Source organism: Bradyrhizobium sp. SZCCT0148, from assembly GCF_018129985.1.
Taxonomy (GTDB): domain Bacteria; phylum Pseudomonadota; class Alphaproteobacteria; order Rhizobiales; family Xanthobacteraceae; genus Bradyrhizobium; species Bradyrhizobium japonicum_H.
On record NZ_JAFCKT010000004.1, the window covers coordinates 466741 to 488983 of the forward strand.

General features: G+C 64.6%; 17 protein-coding genes. 8 read left to right on the forward strand and 9 right to left on the reverse strand.

Features of this window, described 5'->3' with window-relative positions; all coding sequences use genetic code 11:
• Positions 1-57: 57 nt before the first annotated feature.
• Complete coding sequence (locus tag JQ580_RS16865) at positions 58-1332, reverse strand: acyl-CoA dehydrogenase family protein (RefSeq protein WP_212281174.1); 1275 nt, start codon at positions 1330-1332, stop codon at positions 58-60.
• Between the two features lie 213 nt (positions 1333-1545).
• On the opposite strand from JQ580_RS16865, the gene JQ580_RS16870 reads away from it, so the two are divergent.
• Complete coding sequence (locus tag JQ580_RS16870) at positions 1546-2325, forward strand: enoyl-CoA hydratase-related protein (protein WP_212281175.1); 780 nt, start codon at positions 1546-1548, stop codon at positions 2323-2325.
• Positions 2326-2489: 164 nt separating this feature from the next.
• On the opposite strand, the gene JQ580_RS16875 is transcribed toward JQ580_RS16870, so the two are convergent.
• From JQ580_RS16875 to JQ580_RS16885, 3 genes are read right to left on the reverse strand one after another with little or no spacing between them, the layout of a single operon-like run.
• A complete protein-coding gene (locus tag JQ580_RS16875) occupies positions 2490-2867 on the reverse strand; it encodes a DUF6285 domain-containing protein (RefSeq protein ID WP_212281176.1) in 378 nt (125 codons plus the stop codon).
• A 3-nt stretch (positions 2868-2870) separates the two neighbouring features.
• Complete coding sequence (locus tag JQ580_RS16880; protein WP_212281177.1) at positions 2871-3857, reverse strand: phosphotransferase family protein; 987 nt, start codon at positions 3855-3857, stop codon at positions 2871-2873.
• Complete coding sequence (locus tag JQ580_RS16885) at positions 3854-4642, reverse strand: enoyl-CoA hydratase/isomerase (protein ID WP_212281178.1); 789 nt, start codon at positions 4640-4642, stop codon at positions 3854-3856. Before JQ580_RS16885 ends, JQ580_RS16880 begins: the two co-directional genes overlap by 4 nt.
• Before the next feature lie 166 nt (positions 4643-4808).
• Here JQ580_RS16885 and JQ580_RS16890 point away from each other — a divergent pair, with 166 nt between their 5' ends.
• The 5 genes from JQ580_RS16890 to JQ580_RS34320 all read left to right on the forward strand — a co-directional run bounded on the left by JQ580_RS16890 (position 4809) and on the right by JQ580_RS34320 (position 9151).
• Entirely contained in the window at positions 4809-5588 is a 780-nt protein-coding gene (locus JQ580_RS16890; RefSeq protein ID WP_212281179.1) for an SDR family NAD(P)-dependent oxidoreductase, read from the forward strand.
• A 132-nt stretch (positions 5589-5720) separates the two neighbouring features.
• A complete protein-coding gene (locus tag JQ580_RS16895) occupies positions 5721-6101 on the forward strand; it encodes a VOC family protein (RefSeq protein WP_212281180.1) in 381 nt (126 codons plus the stop codon).
• Between the two features lie 295 nt (positions 6102-6396).
• Complete coding sequence (locus JQ580_RS16900) at positions 6397-7674, forward strand: acyl-CoA dehydrogenase family protein (RefSeq protein WP_166466469.1); 1278 nt, start codon at positions 6397-6399, stop codon at positions 7672-7674.
• A 113-nt stretch (positions 7675-7787) separates the two neighbouring features.
• The gene (locus tag JQ580_RS16905; RefSeq protein WP_212281181.1) at positions 7788-8405 is read left to right on the forward strand and encodes a flavin reductase family protein; all 618 of its coding nucleotides are present in this window, start codon (positions 7788-7790) and stop codon (positions 8403-8405) included.
• A 17-nt stretch (positions 8406-8422) separates the two neighbouring features.
• A complete protein-coding gene (locus JQ580_RS34320; protein WP_409363208.1) occupies positions 8423-9151 on the forward strand; it encodes an N-acetyltransferase in 729 nt (242 codons plus the stop codon).
• A 115-nt stretch (positions 9152-9266) separates the two neighbouring features.
• On the opposite strand, the gene yghU is transcribed toward JQ580_RS34320, so the two are convergent.
• Positions 9267-10142 carry a glutathione-dependent disulfide-bond oxidoreductase gene (gene yghU, locus JQ580_RS16915; protein WP_212281182.1) on the reverse strand — a complete coding sequence of 292 codons (876 nt, stop codon included), beginning with the start codon at positions 10140-10142 and terminating at the stop codon, positions 9267-9269.
• A 272-nt stretch (positions 10143-10414) separates the two neighbouring features.
• Between yghU and JQ580_RS16920 the strand changes: the two genes are divergently transcribed.
• Together JQ580_RS16920 and JQ580_RS16925 are read left to right on the forward strand one after the other, a co-directional pair.
• Positions 10415-11548 carry a nitronate monooxygenase gene (locus JQ580_RS16920; RefSeq protein WP_212281183.1) on the forward strand — a complete coding sequence of 378 codons (1134 nt, stop codon included), beginning with the start codon at positions 10415-10417 and terminating at the stop codon, positions 11546-11548.
• A gap of 119 nt (positions 11549-11667) precedes the next feature.
• Complete coding sequence (locus JQ580_RS16925) at positions 11668-13185, forward strand: acetyl-CoA acetyltransferase (protein ID WP_212281184.1); 1518 nt, start codon at positions 11668-11670, stop codon at positions 13183-13185.
• Between the two features lie 149 nt (positions 13186-13334).
• Here JQ580_RS16925 and JQ580_RS16930 read toward each other — a convergent pair whose 3' ends face one another.
• From JQ580_RS16930 to JQ580_RS16945, 4 genes are all read right to left on the reverse strand, one after another.
• Positions 13335-14531, reverse strand: a complete 1197-nt coding sequence (locus JQ580_RS16930; protein ID WP_212281185.1) for an efflux RND transporter periplasmic adaptor subunit — start codon at positions 14529-14531, stop codon at positions 13335-13337.
• Positions 14518-17697 carry an efflux RND transporter permease subunit gene (locus tag JQ580_RS16935; RefSeq protein ID WP_212281186.1) on the reverse strand — a complete coding sequence of 1060 codons (3180 nt, stop codon included), beginning with the start codon at positions 17695-17697 and terminating at the stop codon, positions 14518-14520. The genes JQ580_RS16930 and JQ580_RS16935 overlap by 14 nt, the downstream gene beginning before the upstream one ends.
• A gap of 168 nt (positions 17698-17865) precedes the next feature.
• Positions 17866-19962, reverse strand: a complete 2097-nt coding sequence (locus JQ580_RS16940) for a methyl-accepting chemotaxis protein (protein WP_311982456.1) — start codon at positions 19960-19962, stop codon at positions 17866-17868.
• Between the two features lie 240 nt (positions 19963-20202).
• Entirely contained in the window at positions 20203-21897 is a 1695-nt protein-coding gene (locus tag JQ580_RS16945) for a methyl-accepting chemotaxis protein (protein ID WP_212281187.1), read from the reverse strand.
• Positions 21898-22243: the final 346 nt, after the last annotated feature.

Sequence of the window (22243 nt, forward strand, 5' to 3'; positions counted from 1 at the left end):
GCGGGACGTGGTGGGCACGCCTGCGCTTTGCCCACCCTACGACAGCGGTGCAAGCCGTTAATGCTTTCCCGGTCCCATGTACCCGAACAGGAATCCCGCCACCTTGCGCATCTGGATCTCCTCGCTGCCTTCTGTGATGCGATAGCGGCGATGGTGACGATAGATGTGCTCGAACGGCTTGTGGCGTGAATAGCCCATGCCGCCATGGACCTGCATGGCGCGGTCGGCTGATTCGCAGCAGAGGCGGTTTGCCCAGTAGTTGCACATCGAGACGCGGTCGGAGAGCGTGCGCTCGACCTGCTCCTCGGTGAGCTGGTCCATCTCCCAGGCGGTCTTGCGGATCAGAAGCCGCAGCATCTCGGCTTGCGTGGCGAGCTCGACCAGCGGGAACTGGATCGCCTGGTTTTCGGCGAGCGCCCGCCCGAACGGCTTGCGCTCGCGCGCATATTTCACGCTTTCGTTGATGCAGTAGACGGCCGCGCCCAGCGAGCTAGCGGCCTGGCGAATACGGTTCTGGTGCACGAAGCACTGCGCCAGCGACAGGCCGCGGCCGACCTCGCCGAACAGCGCATCCTCCGGCACGAACACATCGGTGAAGCTGACGCGTGGGTGGTCGGTCGGCATGTTGAAGGTCCACATGTACTCCTCGACCTTCACGCCGGGACTCTTGGCCGGCACCAGAAAGCAGGTGATGCCGCGGGCATCGCCGTCATTGCCCGACGTGCGCGCGAACAGCGCGCAATGCGTGGCGACGTGCATGCCGGTGGTCCACATCTTCTCGCCGTTGATGATCCAGCCCTTGACGTTGTCGCGGGTGGCCGGCACGGCGCGCGTCTCCATGTGGGTGGCATCGGAGCCGTGATTTGGCTCGGTCAAGCCAAAGGTGATGCGGTACTTGCCCTTGATCGAGCCGTCGATCATCGCCTTCTGGTCGTCGCGGCCGTAACGGTCGAGCATGGTGACGACGGGAAAGTTGCCGACGATCGAGTGCTCGTTCTGGAGGTCGTTGTGCAGGCCGAGACCTTTTGCTGCAAAATGCTCGCGGATCACGGCCATCCAGAGGTTGGAGCCGTCCTTGCCGCCATACTGCTTCGGCACGGGAAAGCGAAGATGGCCGGCGGCATCCGCGAGGTCCTTGGCCTTGCGCAGCAGCTGCTCCCATTCGTGCCGCGGCAGACCGCCGTTCTCGAAATCGGTGCGCGCCCATTCGCGGCGATGATCGAAGAAGCGGATGTTGTCGTCGACCTGTTCCAGCGGCTTGATCTCGCGTTCGATGAAACGATCGAGCTCTCCGAGATAGGCGACGAGATCGGCAGGCAGTGAGAAATCCACAGGTTCTCTCCCGGATTGATTTTGTCGGTTTGCGTTAAGGCGCTAGGCGCGTTTCCGCTTCGAGCGATTAAGCTGAGAAGAGCACGCGCAAGTCAAGCGAAGCGAGACGTGTGGCATGCGCAAGGCGCGCCCGCGCAATTGAATGGTGCTCCAGCGCCGACGCGCGGTAGTATGCCGTCAATATTCCTTCACGAGAAAATGCGGGAGCGTGCGATGGAGCTGAAGTTTTCAAAGGTGGAACGCAAGGGGCCGATTACGATCGTGACGCTGTCGCGGCCCGAGGTCTACAACGCGCTGCACACCGATGCGCATTTCGAGCTGCAGAAAGTGTTCGACGACTTCTCCGCGGATGCCGAGCAATGGGTCGCGATCGTCACCGGTGCCGGCGACAAGGCTTTCTGCGCCGGCAACGATCTGAAGTGGCAGGCGGCGGGTGGAAAGCGCGGCTGGGACAAGGGCGGCTTTGCCGGCCTCACCGCGCGCTTCGACTGCGACAAGCCGATCATCGCCGCAGTGAACGGCGTCGCCATGGGCGGCGGTTTCGAGATCGCGCTGGCCTGCGACCTCATCATCGCCTCGGAGAATGCGACCTTCGCCCTGCCCGAGCCGCGCGTCGGCCTCGCCGCGCTCGCCGGCGGCCTGCACCGGCTGCCGCGGCAGATCGGGTTGAAGCGCGCCATGGGCATGATCCTCACGGCGCGCCATGTCGGCGCCAAGGAGGGTCTCGAGCTCGGCTTCGTCAACGAGGTGGTGCCGCAGGGCGAGGCGCTTGCGGGCGCGCTGCGCTGGGCCGAGATGATCACCAAGAACTCGCCGATGTCGATCCGGGCCTCGATACAGGCCATCCGGAAGGGGCTCGGCGTCTCGCTGGAGCAGGCGATCGCCGAGCAGCGGGACTATCCGGCGGTGCAGGCGATGGTGGCGTCGCAGGATTACATCGAGGGACCGAAGGCGTTCTCGGAGAAGCGGCCGCCGAAATGGTTGGGGAAGTAGGTCGCGTCATTGTCGGGGCGCGCCCATCTCAACAGCACCACTGTCTTGCCCCGCGCAGGCGGGGCATCCAGTACGCCGCGGCCTCTCGATCTGACCGTTGCCGTCGCGGTGTACTGGATCGCCCGCCTTCGCGGGCAATGACGCCCAGTTTGGAGCACTCGTCCCTACCCGCCTCGCCCCAGCTCCCGCTTGTACGACGCGTAGTTCGGCTGGTCGACCGCGAGCTTGTCCATCGTGGTGGCCCAGAGATGCTCGGCGAGGCCCTGTGTTGAAAGGTCCACCTCGCCTTTCGCGATGCGTTCAGCGAGCACGCGATTGAGCTCAGTGACCGTGCCGTCGATGCCGAGCAGCGCGCGCAGACGCGCCACTTCGGCAGCATCGCTCGCCTCCTCCCGCGTCAGCTGTCGCGTCACGAGGTCGAGGATGTTGATGGCGACGCGCAGCTTGAAGGCCTGGTGGCCGGAGATCAGCGGCGTGATGTCGTTGCGGAGGAAATCAGCGACCGATTTGGTCAGCTCGATCGGGGTCGGCTCGTCCTGCATGTGTCAACTCCCGCGCGGCGCCAGGAGCCGCAACAGATCGATCTCGGTCTCGCTGGCGCGGCGGCCGATCATGGCGCGCTCCATGGAATGGTCGGGCCCCTCGCGAAAGCGCTGCATCATGCCGCCGCACATGATGCCCCAGCGCAGCGTGCCCATCACTTCCCAGAATTTCACGCGTTCCGGATCGACCTTGCGGCCCGCGGCCTCATAGCCCGCGAACAGATCCTCCCGCGCGCCAAAACCGCCGACAGGCTTGTCGATCTCGCCGAAGCGCCAGGAATTGACGCAGACCCAGCCGAGATCCTCCATGGGATCGCCGAGATGGGCCAGCTCCCAGTCCAGCACGGCACGCACTCCGTCGGCGCCGATGATGAGATTGCCGTTGCGGAAATCGCCGTGCACCAGCGTCGTTTCGGTTGACGGGCCGGGATCGTGGTCGCGCAGCCAGCGCAACGCCAGCTCGAACACGGGCTTGGGCCAGTTCAGGCTGCGATAATCGCGCTCGAACTCGGAAATCTCCTGCGTCGCGCCCCGGCTGCGCAGTTCGGGCAGCTTGTCCTTCGGCAGGCGATGGAGGCCTGCGAGAATGCCGCCGATCTGCCGCGCCAGATGCGGCCGCGCCGCCTTATATTCGTCATCGCGAAGAATCTTGCGCGCGATGGTCTCGCCCTCGATCCTTTGCATGATGAAGCCGGTGCCGAGATCATCCTTGGGCACGAGCACATGCATCACGCGTGGCGACGGAATGCCGGCCTCGAAGGCGAGTTGCATCAACTGCGCTTCGGCGGCAAGGCCCGCCGCGCGCGTCGGCGCCGCGCCATACCCCTTCGGCGAGCGGCGCAGGATCGCACCGATCGCGCCGTCGGGATGCGTGATGTCGAAGCGCCAGGTTTCCTGACTGGCGCCGCCCGACAGCTTGGCAGCACCGGTGACGCCGGTCGCGTCCTTGCACCAGCGCCGGACGCTGCGTGAAAGCTCCGCCTCGATCATTTGCCTTTGAACTGCGCGGGCCGCTTCTCCAGGAACGCGCCGACACCTTCGCGGAAATCCTGGGTGTCGCCGGCGCGGAGCTGGCACTGGAATTCGAGGTTGAGCTGATCCTCGAAGGAATTCTCTGGGCTGTCCCAGTAGAGCTTGCGGATCAGCGACAACGCCACCGTCGGGCCGCTGGCGAGGTCACGCGCAAGCTTCATCGCCTCCTCCATCAGCACGCCGTCGTCATAGACACGGTTGACGAGGCCCCATTCCAGCGCCTTCTCGGCCGGCAGCCGCTCGCCCATCAACGACAATTCGATCGAACGGGCGCGGCCGACCAGGCGCGGCAACAGCCAGGTCGAGCCGCAATCCGGAACCAGACCGATGCGGCGGAAGGCCTGCAGGAAGTAAGAGGACCGCGCGCACAAGATCATGTCGCCGAGCAGCGCGAAGCTCATGCCGGCGCCTGCGGCCGGGCCGTTGACCGCGGTGATGATAGGGCAGTGCAGATTGCGGATGCGGCGCAGGAAGGGATGAAAGCCGGTCTCGAGCGTCATGCCGGCCTTGGTCTTCTTCGCCTGGTTGTTGCGCCCTTGCAGATTGGCGCCGGTGCAGAACGCGCGGCCCGCGCCGGTCAGCACGACGCAGCGCACCTCGTCCTTCTTTTCCTCGATCGCATCGAGTGCTTCGGAGAGGCCGCCCAGCATGTCCACGGAGACCGCGTTCATCACTTCCTGATGGTCGAGCTTGAGGATCGCGACCGCGCCATCGAAATCGAGCGTGACGTGTTTGAACTGCATGGTTTCCTCGTACGTTGCGGCCTGCGTCAGTTTCGCAGACCGGAATTCCTGTTGCGGGGCGCATATTTGATTTTTGGCGCGGTCTTGTCCATGGTGATCGGAGCATAGCAAGCAATCTTGCGCGCAGCGGCTGATGCGCCGCAGACGCAAGGACAGGAAACGCGCCATGAACCTCTTCGACCTCTCCGGCCGCGTGGCCGTGATCACCGGCGGCAATGGCGGCATCGGCCTTGGCATCGCGCAGGCGCTCGCCGCCCAGGGCTGCAATGTCTCGATCTGGGGCCGCAATGCGGACAAGAACAAGGCGGTCGCCGCAAGCATGGCCGGCCTGTCGGGCAAGGTGGATACCCGCGTCTGCGACGTCACCGATCCGGCTTCGGTCAATGCCGCGATGAAGGCGACGCTCGACACCTTCGGCCGGGTCGATGGCTGCTTCGCCAATGCCGGCATCGGCGGCGGCGGACGCAGGTCCTTCATCGAGCGCACCGAAGAGGAATGGCGCACGATGTTCGCGACCAATCTCGACGGCGTGTTCCACGCGTTCCAGGCCGCGGCGAAGCACATGACCGAGCGCGCCAATTCCGGAGATCCCTTCGGCCGGCTGGTCGCGACCTCGAGCCTGGCCTCGATTTTCGGCACCGCGCGCAACGAGCATTATGCGGCGACCAAGGCCGCGATCAACGCGCTGGTTCGCGCGCTCGGCGTCGAGCTGGCACGCCATGGCGTCACTGCCAATGCGATCCTGCCCGGCTGGATCAAGAGCGACATGACGTCGGGCCTGATGGCCAACGAAAAATTCGTCGCCAACGTAATGCCGCGGATACCGATGCGGCGCTTCGGCGAGGCCTCCGATTTCGGCGGCATCGCCGTATATCTGATGAGCAAGGCGTCGTCGTATCACACCGCGGATACGTTCGTGATTGACGGCGGCTATACCGCGTTTTGAGACGTCGCGGGGTGGGCAAAGGCGCGCTTGCGCCGTACCCATCTCGAGCACTTTTCGAATGTCGTGGTGGGCACGCTGCGCTTTGCCCACCCTACGGCTTCTCGTTTTGTCAGCGCAGAAGGGAATGGGCAAATGTTCTCGCATATCATGATCGGCACCAACGATCTCGACAAGGCCAAGACGTTCTACGACAACCTGCTGAGCACGCTCGAGGTGCGCCCGGCCAGGGTCGACGGCCACCGCATCTTCTACATCACCAAGACCGGCGTGTTCTCCGTGTCGAAGCCGATCAACGGCGAGCCCGCGACGTGCGCGAACGGCGGCACGATCGGCTTTGCCTGCAACTCCCCTGAGCAGGTCGATGCGTGGCACGCGGCTGGCCTCGCAGCCGGCGCAAAATCGATCGAGGATCCGCCGGGCGTGCGCCAGGGTCCGGGTGGCAAGCTTTATCTCGCATATCTGCGCGATCTCGACGGCAACAAGATCTGCGCGATGCATCGGATGGCAAACTGATTGCCGCGGCGACCGACACTGTCATGCCCCGGCTTGACCGGGGCATCCAGTACGCCGCAGCGTTGCGGTTCAATCACTGCCGTCTCGGAGTACTGGATCGCCCGCCTGCGCGGGCGATGACAGCGCGAGTGCGGCGCGGCGCGACCAGCGTGCCCCACCATTCAAACAACATTTCAAACGCCTCGCGATATTCCATCGCATGGCATGGCCGCACGTGGAAAATGCGCGCTCGCACTTTGGCCGGGCTGCGACTATTCTCCCGGCCAGAACGATCTCAGTGTCCCCGGGAGGAACAATGACAAAACACACCTACATTCCCCGCACCACCAATTACACCCTCAATCCCGGCGACGAGCTGAACGACCTCCGGATGTCGGACCAGGTCCGGCCGCTTTATGACCACGTCAGGAAGTTCATCCGCGACACCGTCGAGCCGATGTCGATCGAGTTCGCCAAGGCCGGCGAAGGCAAGGAGGACCGCTGGAGCTTCACGCCGAAGCAACTCGAGGTGCTGGAGAAGGCCAAGAACAAGGCCAAGCAGGAAGGCCTCTGGAACTTCTTCCTGCCCGACGACGAGACCGGACAGGGACTGAAAAACCTCGACTATGCCTATATCGCATCCGAGCTCGGCAAGAGCCCGCTGGCCTCCGAGACCATGAACTGCTCGGCGCCCGATACCGGCAACATGGAGGTGCTGGAGCGCGTCGGCACCAAGGAGCAGAAGGAGAAGTGGCTGAAGCCACTGATGAACGGCGAGATCCGCTCGGCCTATGTCATGACCGAGCCGAACGTCGCCTCCTCCGACGCCAAGAACATCTCGACGACGGCGAAACTGGTCGGCGACGAATGGGTGATCAACGGCGAGAAGTACTACATCTCCGGCGTCGGTGATCCCCGCTGCAAGATCCTCATCGTGATGGTCAAGACCAATCCGGACGCCGCGCCGAGCAAGCAGCAGTCGCAGATCCTGGTGCCGCGCGACACGCCCGGCGTCGAGGTGCTTGGGCCCATGTATGTATTCGGGCAGGACCACGCCCCGCGCGGCCACATGCACATGCGTTTCAACAATGTCCGCGTGCCCAAGGAGAACATCTTGCTCGGCGAGGGCCGCGGCTTCGAGATCTCCCAGCTCCGCCTCGGCCCGGGCCGTATCCATCACTGCATGCGCACCATCGGCAAGGCCGAAAAGGCGCTCGACCTGATGGTGCAGCGCGGCCTCACCCGCGAGGCCTTCGGCAAGAAGATCGCGCATCTCGGCGGCAACATGCAGATCATCGCGCAGGCGCGTTGCGAGATCGAGGCGATGCGGCTGATGGTACTGAAGGCGGCCAAGGCGATGGACGTGCTCGGCAACAAGGAAGCCCGCGTCTGGGTCTCCATGGTCAAGGCCATGGTGCCCGAGCGCGCCTGCAAGATCATCGACCAGTCCATCCAGATGCACGGCGCCACCGGCATCTCGCATTGGACCCCGCTCGCCGAGATGTACCAGGACGTGCGCCATCTGCGCTTCGCGGATGGGCCGGACGAGGTGCACTGGATGGTGGTGGGCCGCCACGAGCTGAGCATGGCGTGATCCCAACTCGTCATGCGCGGGCTTGACCCGCGCATCCGTCGAAGAGAGCATTTCTTCAGGATTGATGGATTGCCGGGTCAAGCCCGGCAATGAAGACTTGCCCAGGAGTCCCCATGGAGTACGCCGCCAGTGACCTGACGCCACGCGAGCGCTACAAAGTGCTGACGTCCTTCATCCTGCCGCGGCCGATCGCGTGGGTGACCTCGATCGGGCCGACCGGCGTGGTCAACGCCGCCCCATTCAGCTTCTTCAACGCCTTCTGCGAGGATCCGCCGCTCTGCATGTTCGCAGCGAACCGCAAGTCCAACGGCCAGGACAAGGACACGTTTCTCAATATCCAGCGAACCGGTGAGTTCGTGATCAACCTCGCCGACGAGCCGCTGGCAGAAGCGATGCACGAGAGCAGCGGCGATTTTCCGCCCGAGGTCGGCGAGCCCGACTATCTCGGCCTCAAGCTTGCTGCCTCCGCGAAGATCGCGGTGCCACGGCTCGCCGATACCCCTTGGGCGATGGAATGCAAGCTCTGGAAACTGATCGACGTCAACGACGATCGTCGCCTGATCATGGGCGAGGGCATTCACTTCCACATCCGCGACGAACTCTGGGACGACAAGGCGATGCGGGTACACATGGATCGCTATCACCCGATCGGCCGCATGTTCGCCGATCGCTACTGCCGCACCGATGACCGCGTGGTGTTTCCGGTGGCGGAAGGTGTGAAGACCAAATAGCCGAACCAGGGAGCGAGATGATGCCCGAAGCCTTTCGCGACGACGAGGAACGCAGCCGGTTCGAACTCGACGTCGACGGACACATCGCCTTCGTCACATACCGCAAGACCGATGGCGCGATCACGCTGGTGCACACCGAGGTGCCGCCGGAGCTCGGCGGCCGCGGCATCGGCTCGAAGCTTGGCCGCGCCACGCTGGATGCGGTACGGGCGCAGGGGCGCAAGCTCTCCGTCGAGTGCGACTTCATCCGCAACTTCATGCGCAAGAATCCTGAATACGACGATCTCCTCGCCGCTGGTGAGACCGCCCATACGGGGCCGCAGGCAAGTTATCGCGCCGGCTGCTTCTGCGGAGCCGTCGAGGTCGAGGTCTCGGGCAAGCCCATGTTTTCAGGCTATTGCCATTGCGCCGACTGCCAGGCGTGGTCGGCGGCGCCGATCAACGCCTTCAGCCTGTGGAAGTCGGACAGTGTGCGCATCATCAGAGGCGAGGCAGACCTCGGGACTTTTAACAAGACCGAGCATTCCTACCGAAAGTTCTGCAAACGCTGCGGCGGCCACGTCATGACCGAGCATCCGCGGATGCGACTGATCGACGTCTACGCCAACCTGCTGAAGGGATATGTGCACCAGCCGACGCTACATGCCAACTACGCAAGCAAGATAGTGTCGGTCAGGGACGGCTTGCCAAAATATGCCGACCTGCCGGCGGATCTCGGCGGCTCCGGCGAGATGCTGCCGGATTGATCGCAGGGCGGATTAGCCCGTGGTTGCGCGAAGTGCAGTCCGCCAGCGTAATCCGCCGAACGCATACGGCAAAAGGAATGGCGGATTACGCCTGCGGCTGATCCGCCCTATGCATCTACGTCGCCGGCGCGATCTTGTCCTGCGTCTTCGTGTCGAAATCGCTGGCGTCGTGACGCTCGTGCAGCTGGCTGGCGGGATCGCCGGAGACGCGGTTGACCATGCGGCCGCGCTTCACGGCGGGGCGCTGCGCGATCTGGTCGGTCCAGCGCTGCACGTTCTTGTAGTCCTGCACCGAGAGGAATTCGCCGGCGCTGTAGACCAGCCCCTTGGCGAGCGCGCCGTACCACGGCCACACCGCCATGTCGGCGATGGTGTACTCCTTGCCAGCGAGATATTCGTTATCGGCGAGGCGCCGGTCGAGCACATCGAGCTGGCGCTTGACCTCCATCGCGAAACGATCGATGGCGTATTCGATCTTGAACGGCGCGTAGGCGTAGAAATGGCCGAAGCCGCCGCCGAGATAGGGCGCACTGCCCATCTGCCAGAACAGCCAGGACATCGTCTCGGTACGGGTCTTGATGTCCGTCGGCAGGAAGGCACCGAACTTCTCGGCGAGGTAAAACAGGATCGAGCCGGATTCGAACACGCGAACCGGCTCGGGACCGGAGCGATCCATCAGCGCAGGAATCTTGGAGTTCGGGTTGATATCGACGAAACCGCTGCCGAACTGGTCGCCATTGCCGATCTTGATGAGCCAGGCGTCATATTCGGCGCCCTTGTGGCCGAGCGCCAGAAGCTCCTCCAGCATCACCGTGACCTTCACCCCGTTCGGCGTCGCCAGTGAATAGAGCTGGAAGGGATGCTTGCCGACCGGGAGCTCCTTGTCGTGGGTCGGACCGGCGATCGGACGGTTGATGCTGGCGAACTGTCCGCCATTCTCCTTGTTCCAGGTCCAGACTTTGGGCGGCACGTAGGCGGGGGTGTCGGTCATGGGAGCGGCTCCGGCGGAAAGATGCGCCTGCATTAATTAGCCCCGGGATGGCCGATGACAAGGGCGCCCAGCGCATTGACCGACGCGACGACGCAGCTTTTTCGTCATGGCAGCACCCTGCCCCGCCATTCCGCGACGCCGCGGCCGTGGACAGCGAGCGACGCCTGCACACAAGATGCCTTGCCGAATCCGGCATGTCATCCATCTGCCAGCGCCACTTTGCTTCGCCAGCGAAAGCAACGAGAACGTGGGGGCCGCCGGGAGAGAGAGCCATGAAATCGCCGATCTGCGACATGCTGGGCATAGAGTTCCCGCTGCTGGCTTTCAGCCATTGCCGCGATGTCGTCGCCGCCGTCAGCCGCGCGGGCGGCTTCGGCGTGCTGGGCGCCACCGTGCACACACCCGATACGCTCGAGCGCGAGCTGACATGGATCGACGACCACGTCGACGGCAAGCCTTACGGCATCGACGTGCTCATTCCCGAAAACATCTCGACCTCGGGCGAGAAGGACGTCACCTGGAAGAGCCTGGAGGCGCGCGTGCCTCAGCAGCACCGCAGCTATACGCGCGAGCTCCTGAAGAAATACGATATCGAGCTGACGACCACGGAGGTGCCGGCCGATCAGCCGCAGCCGTTCGACGGAAAGACGGCGCTGCAATTGCTCGAGGTCGCCTTCAAACATCCGATCCGCCTGATCGCCAATGCGCTCGGCGTGCCGCCGAAGGCCATGATCGAGATGGGCAAGAGACACGGTGTCCCCGTAGCCGCCCTCGTCGGCGCCAAGGAGCACGCGCTGCGTCAGGTCGCAGCCGGCGTCGACATTCTGGTGGTGCAGGGCACCGAGGCCGGCGGCCATTGCGGCGAGGTCTCGACCTTGGTGCTGGTGCCCGAGGTGATCAAGGCGATCAAGCCGATCCGCGACGTGCCGGTGCTGGCGGCCGGAGGCATCATGACGGGACGGCAGATGGCGGCCTGCATGGCGATGGGCGCGGCCGGCGCCTGGACCGGTTCGGTGTGGCTTGCGACGGTGGAAGCCGAGACCAGCGAGATTTTTCGCGAGAAGATGATCGCGGCATCCTCGCGCGACGCGGTGCGCTCGAAGGGCCGCACCGGCAAGCCGGCCCGGCAGCTCCGCTCGGTCTGGACCGATGCCTGGGATCGCGCGCCGGAAAGTCCGGGCGCGCTGCCGATGCCGCTGCAGAGCATCATCAGCCGCGATGCCTTCAATTCGATCGATCGCGCGGCGGCGGGCGGCAATGCGAAGGCGCGCGATCTCGTCAGCTATTTCGTCGGCCAGGGCGTCGGATTGATCGACAGCGTGAAGTCGGCCGGCGCTGTGGTGCAGGAGTTCAAGGAAGAGTTCGCCGAAGCCGTTGAGCACATGAACGCGCTGGTGGCGGAATAGTCTTTCACCTCGTCATTGCGAACGCAGCGAAGCTATCCAGGCTGCCTCTGCGGAAAGATTCTGGATTGCTGCGCTGCGCTCGCAATGACGAAACAACTGACACCGTGTGAATTGAGGCCATGACCGACAAGACCAACATCCCCGAAAACCGCATCCCCGTCATCGTCGGTATCGGCGAAATCGTCGACCGTCCCAAGGAAATCACCGACGGACTCGAGCCGCTCGATCTGCTGGAACAGGCACTGCGGCGTGCGGAAGCAGACGCGGGCGCAAAGCTGCTCGGCGAAGTGCAATCGCTCGACGTCGTCAACTTCCTGAGCTGGCGTTATCGCGATCCCGAGCAGCTGTTGGCGCAGCGCCTCGGCATCATGCCTGCGCATTGCTATTACGGCCCGGTCGGCGGCGAGAGCCCGATCCGCTACATCCACGAAGCCGCCAAGCGCATCGCGCGCGGCGAATGCACCGTGGCTGCCGTGTGCGGTGCCGAGGCGCAGTCGACCGCGACCAAGGCGGAGCGCGCCGGCGTCACCCTGCCATGGACGCCGTTCGCCCATGACGTCGAGGAGCCCAAGCGCGGCGCGGCGTTCCAGAAGCCGCTTGCCGTGAAGTTAGGGGTGTTCCGGCCCGTCACGGTCTATCCGTTCTACGAGGCCGCCTCCTCCGCGCATTGGCGCCAGACGCCGCGCGAGGCGATGGCGGAGTCAGGCACGCTGTGGTCGCGCTATTCGGAAGCTGCCGCGCAGAATCCCAATGCCTGGCTGAAGCGGCGCTACGCGCCGGAGGAAATCACGACACCGACGGCCGACAACCGGCTGATCGCGTGGCCCTACAACAAGCTGATGGTCGCCAATCCCAGCGTCAACATGGGCGGCGCGCTGCTGCTGACCAGCCTTGCCAATGCGCGTGCGCTCGGTATTCCCGAAGACAAGCTGGTCTATCCGCTCGGCGGTGCCTCGGCGGAAGAGCCGCGCGACTATCTGCTGCGGGATCAGTTCTACGAGAGCCACCCGCAGAACGCGGTATTGAAAGCGGTGATGGACCTTGCCGGCGGTGACGGCAGGAAGTTCGACGCCATCGAGCTCTATAGCTGCTTCCCCTGCGTGCCCAAGATGGCGCGGCGAACGCTGGGCCTTGGCGCCGACGTGCAGCCGACAGTAACCGGCGGCCTCACCTTCTTCGGGGCCCCGCTCAACACCTACATGACGCATGCGGCCTGCGCGATGGTGCGGCGGGTGCGCGACGGCGCGAAGCTCGGCCTGCTCTACGGCCAGGGCGGCTTCGTCACCAAACATCACGCGCTGGTGGTGGCGAAGGCGCCGCCGCGCGAGGCGATGGCGCAGGAGACGAGCGTGCAAGGCGAGGCCGACCGCAACAAGCGCGCGGTGCCGGAATTCATCGCGGAGGCCTCGGGCAAGGGCAAGGTCGAGAGTTTTACGGTGCTCTATGGCCGCGGCGGCGAGGTCGAGCATGGCGTTGTGATGCTGCGGACGGCGGATGACCGGCGCACGCTGGCGCGGGTTCCGGCAGGCGATAGCGCGACGCTCGCGCATCTGCTGAACATGGATCGCACGCCGGTCGGCTCGTTGGGCGAAATCGCGATGGCATCGGACGGTGTGCCGGAGTGGCGCGTGGCGTGAGCTTGCGCTCGTGCCCTGGACGCGGTGCGGCGCGAAGTGCCGCTCCGCAGAGCCAGGATCCACAAAGCCGCATTGAACTCTGTGAAGCAAACTGGGCCCGGCTCAGCAGCGCGTCATTGCAGCTGCGCTCCGTCCGGGGCGCGAGTCCCTCAGCCCTTCGGCGGCTGCTTCTCCGACGCGGTTGCCGGCTTGGCCTTGGCGCCGACCACGCGCACTGGGTCGCCGTCCGACAGACCATCCGGCGGCGCGGTGATGACGCGATCGTCTGCGGCGATCCCTGAGGCCAGCTCGATCTCTCGGCCGAGGTCGCGCGCGATGGTCACTGGCTTGAACAGCACCTTGTCATCGGCGCCAACCGTCGCAACCCGCAAGCCGTTGCTGTTGAAGATCAACGCGCTGGCTGGAATGCTGAGCGGGGCGGAATCGCGCTGCAGGTTGAGCTTCACGCTGGCATAGCCGCCGGGCATCAGCTCGCCTGCGGAATTGTCGAGCCCGAGTTGCATGCGCGTGGTGCCGGAGGCGACGTCGACGGCCTGCGAGGAGGCCTCCACCGTCGCCTGGAAATTGCGGTTCGGGTATTCCGGCAGCGTGATGGTCGCCTTGGCGCCGATCTTGATCGCCGGCACGTAGTTCTGGGGCACGTTGATGTAGACGCGCAGCTTTGTGATATCGGAGACCACGAACATCGGGGGTCCCGAGCCGCCGCCGGAATTGATCAGCGCACCGACGTCGGTGTCGCGCGCCGTGACCACCCCGTCGAACGGCGCGGTGATCTTCTTGTAGCCGGCAAGCGCTTCAAGCCGCTCGACATTGGCCTGGCCCGAGCGAACGGCCGCGTTCTTGTTGGAGAGATCGGCGGTACGCTCGTCGATTTCCTGTGCGGAGACGAAGTTGGAGGCGACCAGGGTCTTGCGGCGATTGAGGGTCGCTTCCGACAGCTTGGCGCTGGATTGCTGGCTGGCGAGGTCGGCTCTGGCCTGCAGCAGTTGCTGGTCGAGGTCGGGCGCCTCGATCTCGGCGATCACCTGGCCGGCTTTCACGCGCGCACCGATATCGGCGCTCCAGCTCTTGAGATAGCCGGGGACGCGGGCAAAGATCGGAGCACGATAATAGGCCTCGAGGCGGCCCGGCAGATCGATGGTGGAATTGAGGGCCTTGGAATTGGGCAAGGTCACCGCGACGCTGGGAACGGCCTGGTCATCCGTCCATTCCTTCAGCTTGGAGCCCTGCTCCTCGCGGGCGCGGATGCCTGTGCCGACAACGAGACCCGCCGCAATCAGGGCCACCACGCCCAAGATGCCCAGTTTCCGGTGCGACACCGGGGAGCGGGGTTCAGTGGGCGACATGCGGGGTCTCCAATGAGGCGGCGGCCTTGGCGCCTTGTTTCTTGTGGACCATGCTGAATACCACGGGGACGAAGATCAGCGTGGCGAAGGTTGCAAAGATCAGGCCGCCGATCACGGCGCGGCCGAGCGGCGCGTTCTGCTCGCCGCCCTCGCCCAGGCCGAGCGCCATCGGCGCCATGCCGATGATCATGGCGAGCGCGGTCATCAGCACGGGGCGGAAGCGGACGAAGCCGGCTTCCAGCGCCGCCGCGACGGGATCGCCGAGTTCCTCGTAGCGCTCGCGCGCGAAGGAGATCACCAGCACGCTGTTCGCGGTGGCAACGCCCATGCACATGATGGCGCCGGTGAGCGCGGGGACCGACAGCGTGGTGCCGGTCGCGAACAGCATCCAGACGATGCCGGCGAGCGCGGCCGGCAGCGCCGTGATGATCACGAACGGGTCCGACCATGACTGGAAGTTCACGACGATGAGGAAATAGATCAGGACGACGGCGCCGAGCAGGCCGAACAACAGGCCGGTGAAGGCGCTGTTCATGGTCTGCACCTGGCCGAGCAGCACCACGGAGGAGCCCTTCGGCACCTCCTTGGCGGTGTCGGCAATCAGCTGTCGGATGTCGGCGGCGACCGCGCCGAGATCGCGGCCCGAGGTCGTCGCAAAGATCTGCACCATCGACTGGATGTCGTATTGCGAGACGACCGCGCTGGAGGCCGATCGCCTGATGTCGGCGATGCCGCCGAGGATCGGCGACTGCGAGGCGCCGGCCGCGGTGATCGGCAGCGTCTGCAGGGCGCTGAGCGAATCGATCTGGTACTGCGGCGTCTGCATCACGATCGAATAGGACACGCCGTTCTCGGGGTTGAGATAATAGGTCGGCGCGACCTGCGAAGAGCCGGCGAGATTGACGACGAGGCTGTTGGTGACGTCGCGCTCGGTCAGGCCGACATATTGCGCGCGGGTACGGTCGACGTCGATGTTGAAGGTCGGCGCGTTCGGTGATTGCTGAATGCGTGCGTCCGCCACACCGGGGATCTTGCGGACCTTGGCGAGCAGGCTGTTGGCATAGACGAAATTGCCTGCGACATTGGCGCCGCGGATCTGCAGGTCGATCGGCGCCGGCGCGCCGAAATTCAGGATCTGGCTGACGATGTCGGCGGGGAGGAAGGCGAAGCTGACGCCGGGGAACAACCGCGGCAGCTGCTCGCGCAGCACCTTCACGTGCTCTTCCGTCGGCTTGTGGCCTTCCTTCAGCTTGATCTGGATGTCGCCGTCCTGCGGGCCGATCACGCCGGTGTTGTTGTAGGTCATGTTGATGCCGGAGATCGGCATGCCGATGTTGTCGGTCATGGTCTCGATCTCGCCGGGGATCAGCTTGCGGACCGCCTTCTGCACGTCAGCGAGCTGATTGGCGGTCTCCTCGACGCGGGTGCCGACCTGGGTGCGGACATGCATCAGGATGTTGCCGGCATCGACCGCGGGAAAAAAGTTGCGACCGAGGAACGGCACCAGCGCGAAGGACGCGCCGACCACGCAGATGAAGCCGATCACAAACACGGCGCGGTGCGCCAGCGCCAGCCCGAGGAAGCCATGATAGCCACCGCGGATGCGCTCGAACCGCGCCTCGAAACCGCGCTGGAACCAGACCAGCGGATTGCGCGATTTAGGCGGCCCGCCTTCGTGATCGACATGCGCGTGCAGCAGATAGTTCGCCATGGTCGGCACCAGCGTGCGCGACAGGATGAAGGACCAGATCATCGCGAACATCACGGCTTCCGCCATCGGCACGAACAGGAAGCGCGCGACACCCGAGAGGAAGAACATCGGCACGAACACGATGCAGATGCACAGCAGCGATACGAAAGCCGGCGTCACGATCTGGTTGGCGCCGTCGAGGATCGACTGCTCGACCGGCTTGCCCTGCTCCAGATGGTAATTGATGTTCTCGATGGTCACGGTGGCGTCGTCGACGAGGATGCCGACCGCGAGCGCAAGGCCGCCGAGCGTCATGATGTTGAGCGTCTCGCCGATTGCCGACAGCATGATGATGGCGCCCAGCACCGACAGCGGGATCGAGACCGCGATGATGACGGTCGAGCGCCAGCTGCCGAGGAACAGCAGGATCATGACGCTGGTCAACAGCGCCGCGATCACGCCCTCGACGGCCACGCCCTGGATCGCGCCGCGGACGAACACCGACTGATCGCCGATGAAGCCGATCTTGAGCGCGTCGGGGAGCTGGTCCTTGACGTCGATGACCTTCTGCTTGATGCCCGCGATGATGTCGAGCGTCGAGGTCGCACCCGCCTTCAGCACCATCATCAGCACCGAACGATTGCCGTCGACATGGACGATGTTGGTCTGCGGCGGATTGCCGTCGCGCACGGTAGCGACATCGCGCACATAGACCATGGCGCCGTTGACGGTCCTGATCGGGAGGTTGCCGAGCTCGTCGATCTTGAGCGGCGAGTTGTTGAGCTGGATGTTGTACTCGAACTGGCCGATCTTCTGGGTGCCGACCGGCGTGATCAGGTTCTGCGCGGCAAGCGCATTGGCGACGTCCTGGCCGGACAGGCCGCGGGCCTGGAGCGCAGTGGGATCGAGGTCGATCTGGACCTGACGCTGCTTGCCGCCGAACGGATAGGGGATCGCGGCGCCGGGCACGGTGACCAGCGGCGTACGCAGATTGTTGATGCCGATATCGGCGAGGTTCTGCTCGGTGAGCCCGTCGCCCGATAGCGCCACCTGGATGATCGGCACGGTGGAGGCCGAATAGTTCAGGATCAAGGGCGGCGTCGCGCCGGGCGGCATTTGCTTGATCAGCGTCTGCGAAATCGCGGTGACCTGCGCGTTGGCGGTGCGGATGTCGACGTTAGGCTGGAAGAAGATCTTGATGATGCCAAAACCGTTGTAGGAATTGGCCGAGATGTGCTCGATGTCGTTGACCGTCGTCGTCAGCGCGCGCTGGAACGGCGTGGTAATGCGGCCGGACATCTGGTCCGGCGGCAGGCCGGTGTACTGCCAGACCACGCCGATCACGGGAATGCGGATGTCCGGGAAAATGTCGGTCGGGGTCCGCAGCGCCGCAAGCGGTCCGATGATCAGCAGCAGGATCGCGAGCACGACGAACGTATAGGGCCGGCTCAGGGCAATACGGACCAGAGCAATCATGCGCCAGGCAAATCCGGGTCAAGCGAGGATGCGGAAGCCGCCCCCACGGCGCTCCCTATTCCCCTTTACCCGAGCACCGTCGGAAACGCCATTGACCAGAACTATCCTGCAGTCACTTCCCTGCTACCGCACTGCAAAACAGGCATCGCTGCCATGCGGCAGCGTCTCTCAGGCGGCCCGAACCGTCTCCAGGAACTTGCCAACCTCAAGCTTGAGGCGGTTGCTGTCGCTGGACAGCATTTGCGCCGCCGAGAGCACCTGAGACGAGGCCGAGCCGGTTTCATTGGCACCGTGTTGAACGTTGCCGATATTGGCCGACACCTGCTGCGTGCCTTGGGCCGCGTTCTGGACGTTGCGCGCGATCTCCTGGGTCGCGGCGCCCTGCTCTTCGATCGCCGCCGCGATGGCCGAGGCGATCTCGGACAGTCGCCCGATCGATCCGCTGATCTCCCGGATCGCACCGACGGAATCCTGGGTCGCCGTCTGGATGCCCGCGATCTGCTGGGTGATTTCTCCGGTGGCCTTGGCCGTCTGTTCGGCAAGCGCCTTCACCTCGGATGCCACCACCGCGAAGCCGCGCCCGGCATCGCCTGCCCGCGCCGCCTCGATCGTGGCGTTGAGGGCCAGCAGATTGGTCTGCCCGGCGATCTGGTCGATCAGTTCGATGACGTCGCCGATCCGGGAAGCCGCTCTCGCCAGTTCGCCGATCCGGTCGTTGGTTCGTTCCGCCTGGCCGACCGCCTCGTTGGCCATCCGGGCCTGATCCTGCACGCGCCGGCTGATCTCGTTGACGGAGGACGAGAGCTCCTCCGTCGCCGAAGCCACCGATTGAACGTTGGTCGAGGCCTCTTCCGACGCGGCGGCGACCACGATCGCCAGTTCCTGGGCGCGCCCGGCCGTGGTGTTCAACGTGCCGGCGGACGCCTCGAGTTCGGTCGACGCTGACGACACGGTCTCGATGATCTCGCCGATCGCCGTCTCGAACGCGCCGGCGAGCCTGTGCATGTCGGCCTTGCGCTGCTCGGCGGCAATCCGGTCCTGCGCGATCTTCGCATCAGCCTCCAACCGTGCTTTCTCCTCGGCCTTGACCTTGAAGACCTCGACCGCGTGCGCCATGTCGCCTATTTCGTCCTTGCGGCCGAGGCCGGGAAGGATCACGGAGAAATTGCCGCTGGCGAGCTCGCCCATGGCGCTCGTCAAGGCAGACAGCGGGCGCACGATCCGCGACAAGGCCACCCAGAAGCTGAGCAGCGCGAGAGCGATGCTCGCGAAGAGAACGCCACCACTGAAGACCAGATTCGAGGTGCTTGCGGCGACCAGACCGGCAGCTTCCCGGTCAGCATCAGTTGCTATGGCCTGACCGAGCTTCAGGATCGCATTGATGGCGCTGGTCGCGCCTGCCATGTAGTCGCTACCCGAGATTCTGTAGTCACCCGTCTTGGCCTGTGCGATCACGTCGCCGCGCAGCGAGCCGTAAGTCTGGAAGTATTTCTGCTCGACGTCCTTGATCGCCCGAGCCAACTCCGCCGAGACGTCGGCGCGCTGCGCGAGAGGCGATATGGTACCCCAGGCGAGGTCGACATGCCCACGAAGTCCTGACATCAGGCCGATGCCGTCGGCAGTGAGCTTTGCCTGCGAGTTGATCGAGCCGGCGAGGAAAGCCCGTTCGCGGCCGGCGTACTCGGCCATCTCCGCGGTAAGGTGGCGAAGGCCGACCAGACGCGTCATGCTTGCGGACGGCGCGTCTGTCAGCGTCTCCAGCGTGAGGCGCAGCCCGTTGGCGGCGATGTCGATGACTTTCGTCAGGGCCGGAACAACCGCATTGATGATGGCAGGATCGCGTTCAGCCTTCGGCCTGGCGAGATCCGTGTCGATCTTGCCGCGCATGTTTTCGAAACCTTGCAGCGCGCGTTCGGCGTCCGAAATCCGAGGCTCGGCCGATTTCATCGCGGGAAGCTGACGCAAACGCTGCACGGCATCGCGGAATGCCTGCCCGGAACCGACGCGAAGTGCGTCGATTTCGGCGCGGCGCTCCGACGCGATGGCCTCGGGCGCGTTCAGCGCCGCGTTGGTCATTCCCCGCTCCAGAGCCCATTGTCCGGCGCTGCGGAGCAGCTGCTGCGAAATGCCGTTGAGCTCGACGAAAGCGAGCGCCTGCTGTCGGTGGTGATAGGCCGCAATGGCCGTGTAGCTGGTGGCGGCCACTCCCATCAAGGCGAGCGCCGAGACAATCAATGGCAGGATGGTTCCAATTCGTAAGTGCACGGCTCGCTTCCCTCGTGAGCACCGCCCGAAAATGAGCAGTTCGACGGAAGCAGTAGCCGGCTCAGGCAACCTTGAATTGTCTCAAATCAAAGATCGCCACGAACTCGGCTCTCCACGCGACCTATCGAACCCTATGATTATCGATTCGTTTCCTGCCTCGTGCGAGGCAAGCAACCGGCATCGCAGCGATCGAAGCGATCGCAACCTTGCCGGTCCATCAGGACGCGCGGACGATGTGCCTCATGCCGCGCGGACGGAGTTCAGGAACTTGCCGACCTCGAGCTTGAGACGGTTGGAATCGCGCGACAGCATCTGCGCAGCCGACAGCACCTGCGAGGACGCCGCGCCGGTTTCGGAGGCGCCGCGCTGGACGTCGCCAACATTGGACGAGACCTGCTGAGTGCCTTGGGCTGCCTGCTGAACGTTGCGGGCAATCTCCTGGGTCGCCGAGCCCTGCTGCTCCACGGCCGCGGCGATCGCCGAGGCAATTTCCGACAGACGCGCGATGGTGCCGCTGATTTCGCCGATGGCGCTGACCGAATCCTGCGTCGCCGCCTGAATGCCGCCGACCTGCTGGCCGATCTCCCCGGTGGCCTTGGCCGTCTGCTCCGCGAGCGCCTTGACCTCGGAGGCCACGACGGCGAAGCCGCGCCCCGCCTCGCCTGCCCGCGCGGCCTCGATCGTGGCATTGAGCGCCAGCAAATTGGTCTGGCCCGCGATCGCATTGATCAGCTCGACGACGTCGCCGATCCGCGATGCCGCCCGCGACAATTCGCTGACGCGTTCGGTGGTGGCATGCGCCTGGCTGACCGCCTCGCTCGCGATCCGGGTGGAATCCTGCACCTGACGGCCGATCTCGCGCACCGAGGACGACATCTCCTCGGCGGCCGAGGCGACGGAATGGACATTTGTCGAGGCCTCTTCGGACCCGGAGGCCACTGCTGTCGCCAGCTCCTGCGCCCGACCTGCGGTCGAGGACAGCGTCGAGGCAGAAGCCTCGAGTTCGGTCGCGGCCGACGACACTGTGTCGACGATCTCGCCGATCGCAGCCTCGAAGCCGTCCGCGAGCGTGCTCATGCTGGCCTTACGCTGCTCCTCGGCGCGGCGTTGCACCGCCTGCACCTCGTTGCGGCTGAAGCGGATGATGGTTTGCACGGTCTGCAGATTGCGCAGCGCCTCGCCGATCTCGTCATCGCGCTCGATCACGATGCGGTTGTCAAATTTGTCCTGCACGAGGTTGACAAGGGTGTCGTTGAGCTGCTGCATCGGCCCCTGGATCGCGCGCATGGTCGCAAGACCCGCGAAGCCGACGACGACGGCGCCGACGACGGCCAGTGCCGACAGCATCAGGCTGGCCGAACCGCCGGAGGCGAGCGCACCATAAATGCCGAGTGCGATCATGAAAAATGCCTGGAGCACCATCGTCGTGACGAGGCGTGCCTTCAGCGTACCAGTGAAGATGCTGAAGCGGTCGCGCCACGAGCGGCGGCGGATGATGCCGGCATCGACGCGATAACCATGCGACTTCTTCTCGCGGATCGCGGCGTAGACCTCCTCGGCGAGCTTGCGCTGGTCGGCCGGCAGTTTTGTGCGGATCGAGGTGTAGCCTTTGACCTGGCCATTCTCCCGGATCGGCGAGGCCGTCGCCAGCACCCAGTAGAAGTCGCCGTTCTTGCGACGGTTCTTCACCGCGCCGAGCCACGGCTTGCCCGCCTTCAGCGTATCCCAGAGATTGTCGAACGCTTCCGGCGGCATGTCGGGATGGCGGACGATATTGTGCGGCTGGCCCATCAGCTCGGCCGACGTGAAGCCGGCCGCGGCGAGGAAGTCCTCGTTGAAGTAGGAGAGCTTGCCCTTGAGATCTGTCCGCGAAACAATCAGCGTTTCGTCACTGACCGGATATTCGACATCGGTCACCGGCAAATTCTTGCGCATGGAACCCCCAAGAAATCAAATAGAGCAAAGGTCAATTTCAATCGGAAGCCGCCCGCACTGGCACTGCTGTCCAGGGCGCCCCTCTGCGCAAATTCTCGTAAATACGGCTTAACCATCCATGAAGCATCTTGCCCGTAACACCACGGGACGTTCTTCAAACCGCGACTTCCAAGGGACGTCATGCGACCGGCCAAACGAAACGAGCGGCGCTTTGGGCGCCGCTCGTCGTTCGATCGGATAAAGGATCAGGCCGCGCGGACGTTGCTCAAGAACTTGCTGACCTCGTTCTTCAGCCGGCCGGAGTCGTTCGACAGCATTTGCGCCGCCGACAGCACCTGCGAGGAGG

Excerpts from the sequence above, each read along its gene's own strand:
- JQ580_RS16870 (WP_212281175.1), top strand. The coding sequence starts at position 1,546 with ATGGAGCTGAAGTTTTCAAAGGTGGAACGCAAGGGGCCGATTACGATC.
- JQ580_RS16875 (WP_212281176.1), bottom strand. The coding sequence starts at position 2,867 with ATGCAGGACGAGCCGACCCCGATCGAGCTGACCAAATCGGTCGCTGAT.
- JQ580_RS16880 (WP_212281177.1), bottom strand. The coding sequence starts at position 3,857 with ATGATCGAGGCGGAGCTTTCACGCAGCGTCCGGCGCTGGTGCAAGGAC.
- JQ580_RS16885 (WP_212281178.1), bottom strand. The coding sequence starts at position 4,642 with ATGCAGTTCAAACACGTCACGCTCGATTTCGATGGCGCGGTCGCGATC.
- JQ580_RS16890 (WP_212281179.1), top strand. The coding sequence starts at position 4,809 with ATGAACCTCTTCGACCTCTCCGGCCGCGTGGCCGTGATCACCGGCGGC.
- JQ580_RS16895 (WP_212281180.1), top strand. The coding sequence starts at position 5,721 with ATGTTCTCGCATATCATGATCGGCACCAACGATCTCGACAAGGCCAAG.
- JQ580_RS16900 (WP_166466469.1), top strand. The coding sequence starts at position 6,397 with ATGACAAAACACACCTACATTCCCCGCACCACCAATTACACCCTCAAT.
- JQ580_RS16905 (WP_212281181.1), top strand. The coding sequence starts at position 7,788 with ATGGAGTACGCCGCCAGTGACCTGACGCCACGCGAGCGCTACAAAGTG.
- JQ580_RS34320 (WP_409363208.1), top strand. The coding sequence starts at position 8,423 with ATGATGCCCGAAGCCTTTCGCGACGACGAGGAACGCAGCCGGTTCGAA.
- yghU (WP_212281182.1), bottom strand. The coding sequence starts at position 10,142 with ATGACCGACACCCCCGCCTACGTGCCGCCCAAAGTCTGGACCTGGAAC.
- JQ580_RS16920 (WP_212281183.1), top strand. The coding sequence starts at position 10,415 with ATGAAATCGCCGATCTGCGACATGCTGGGCATAGAGTTCCCGCTGCTG.
- JQ580_RS16925 (WP_212281184.1), top strand. The coding sequence starts at position 11,668 with ATGACCGACAAGACCAACATCCCCGAAAACCGCATCCCCGTCATCGTC.
- JQ580_RS16930 (WP_212281185.1), bottom strand. The coding sequence starts at position 14,531 with ATGTCGCCCACTGAACCCCGCTCCCCGGTGTCGCACCGGAAACTGGGC.
- JQ580_RS16935 (WP_212281186.1), bottom strand. The coding sequence starts at position 17,697 with ATGATTGCTCTGGTCCGTATTGCCCTGAGCCGGCCCTATACGTTCGTC.
- JQ580_RS16945 (WP_212281187.1), bottom strand. The coding sequence starts at position 21,897 with ATGCGCAAGAATTTGCCGGTGACCGATGTCGAATATCCGGTCAGTGAC.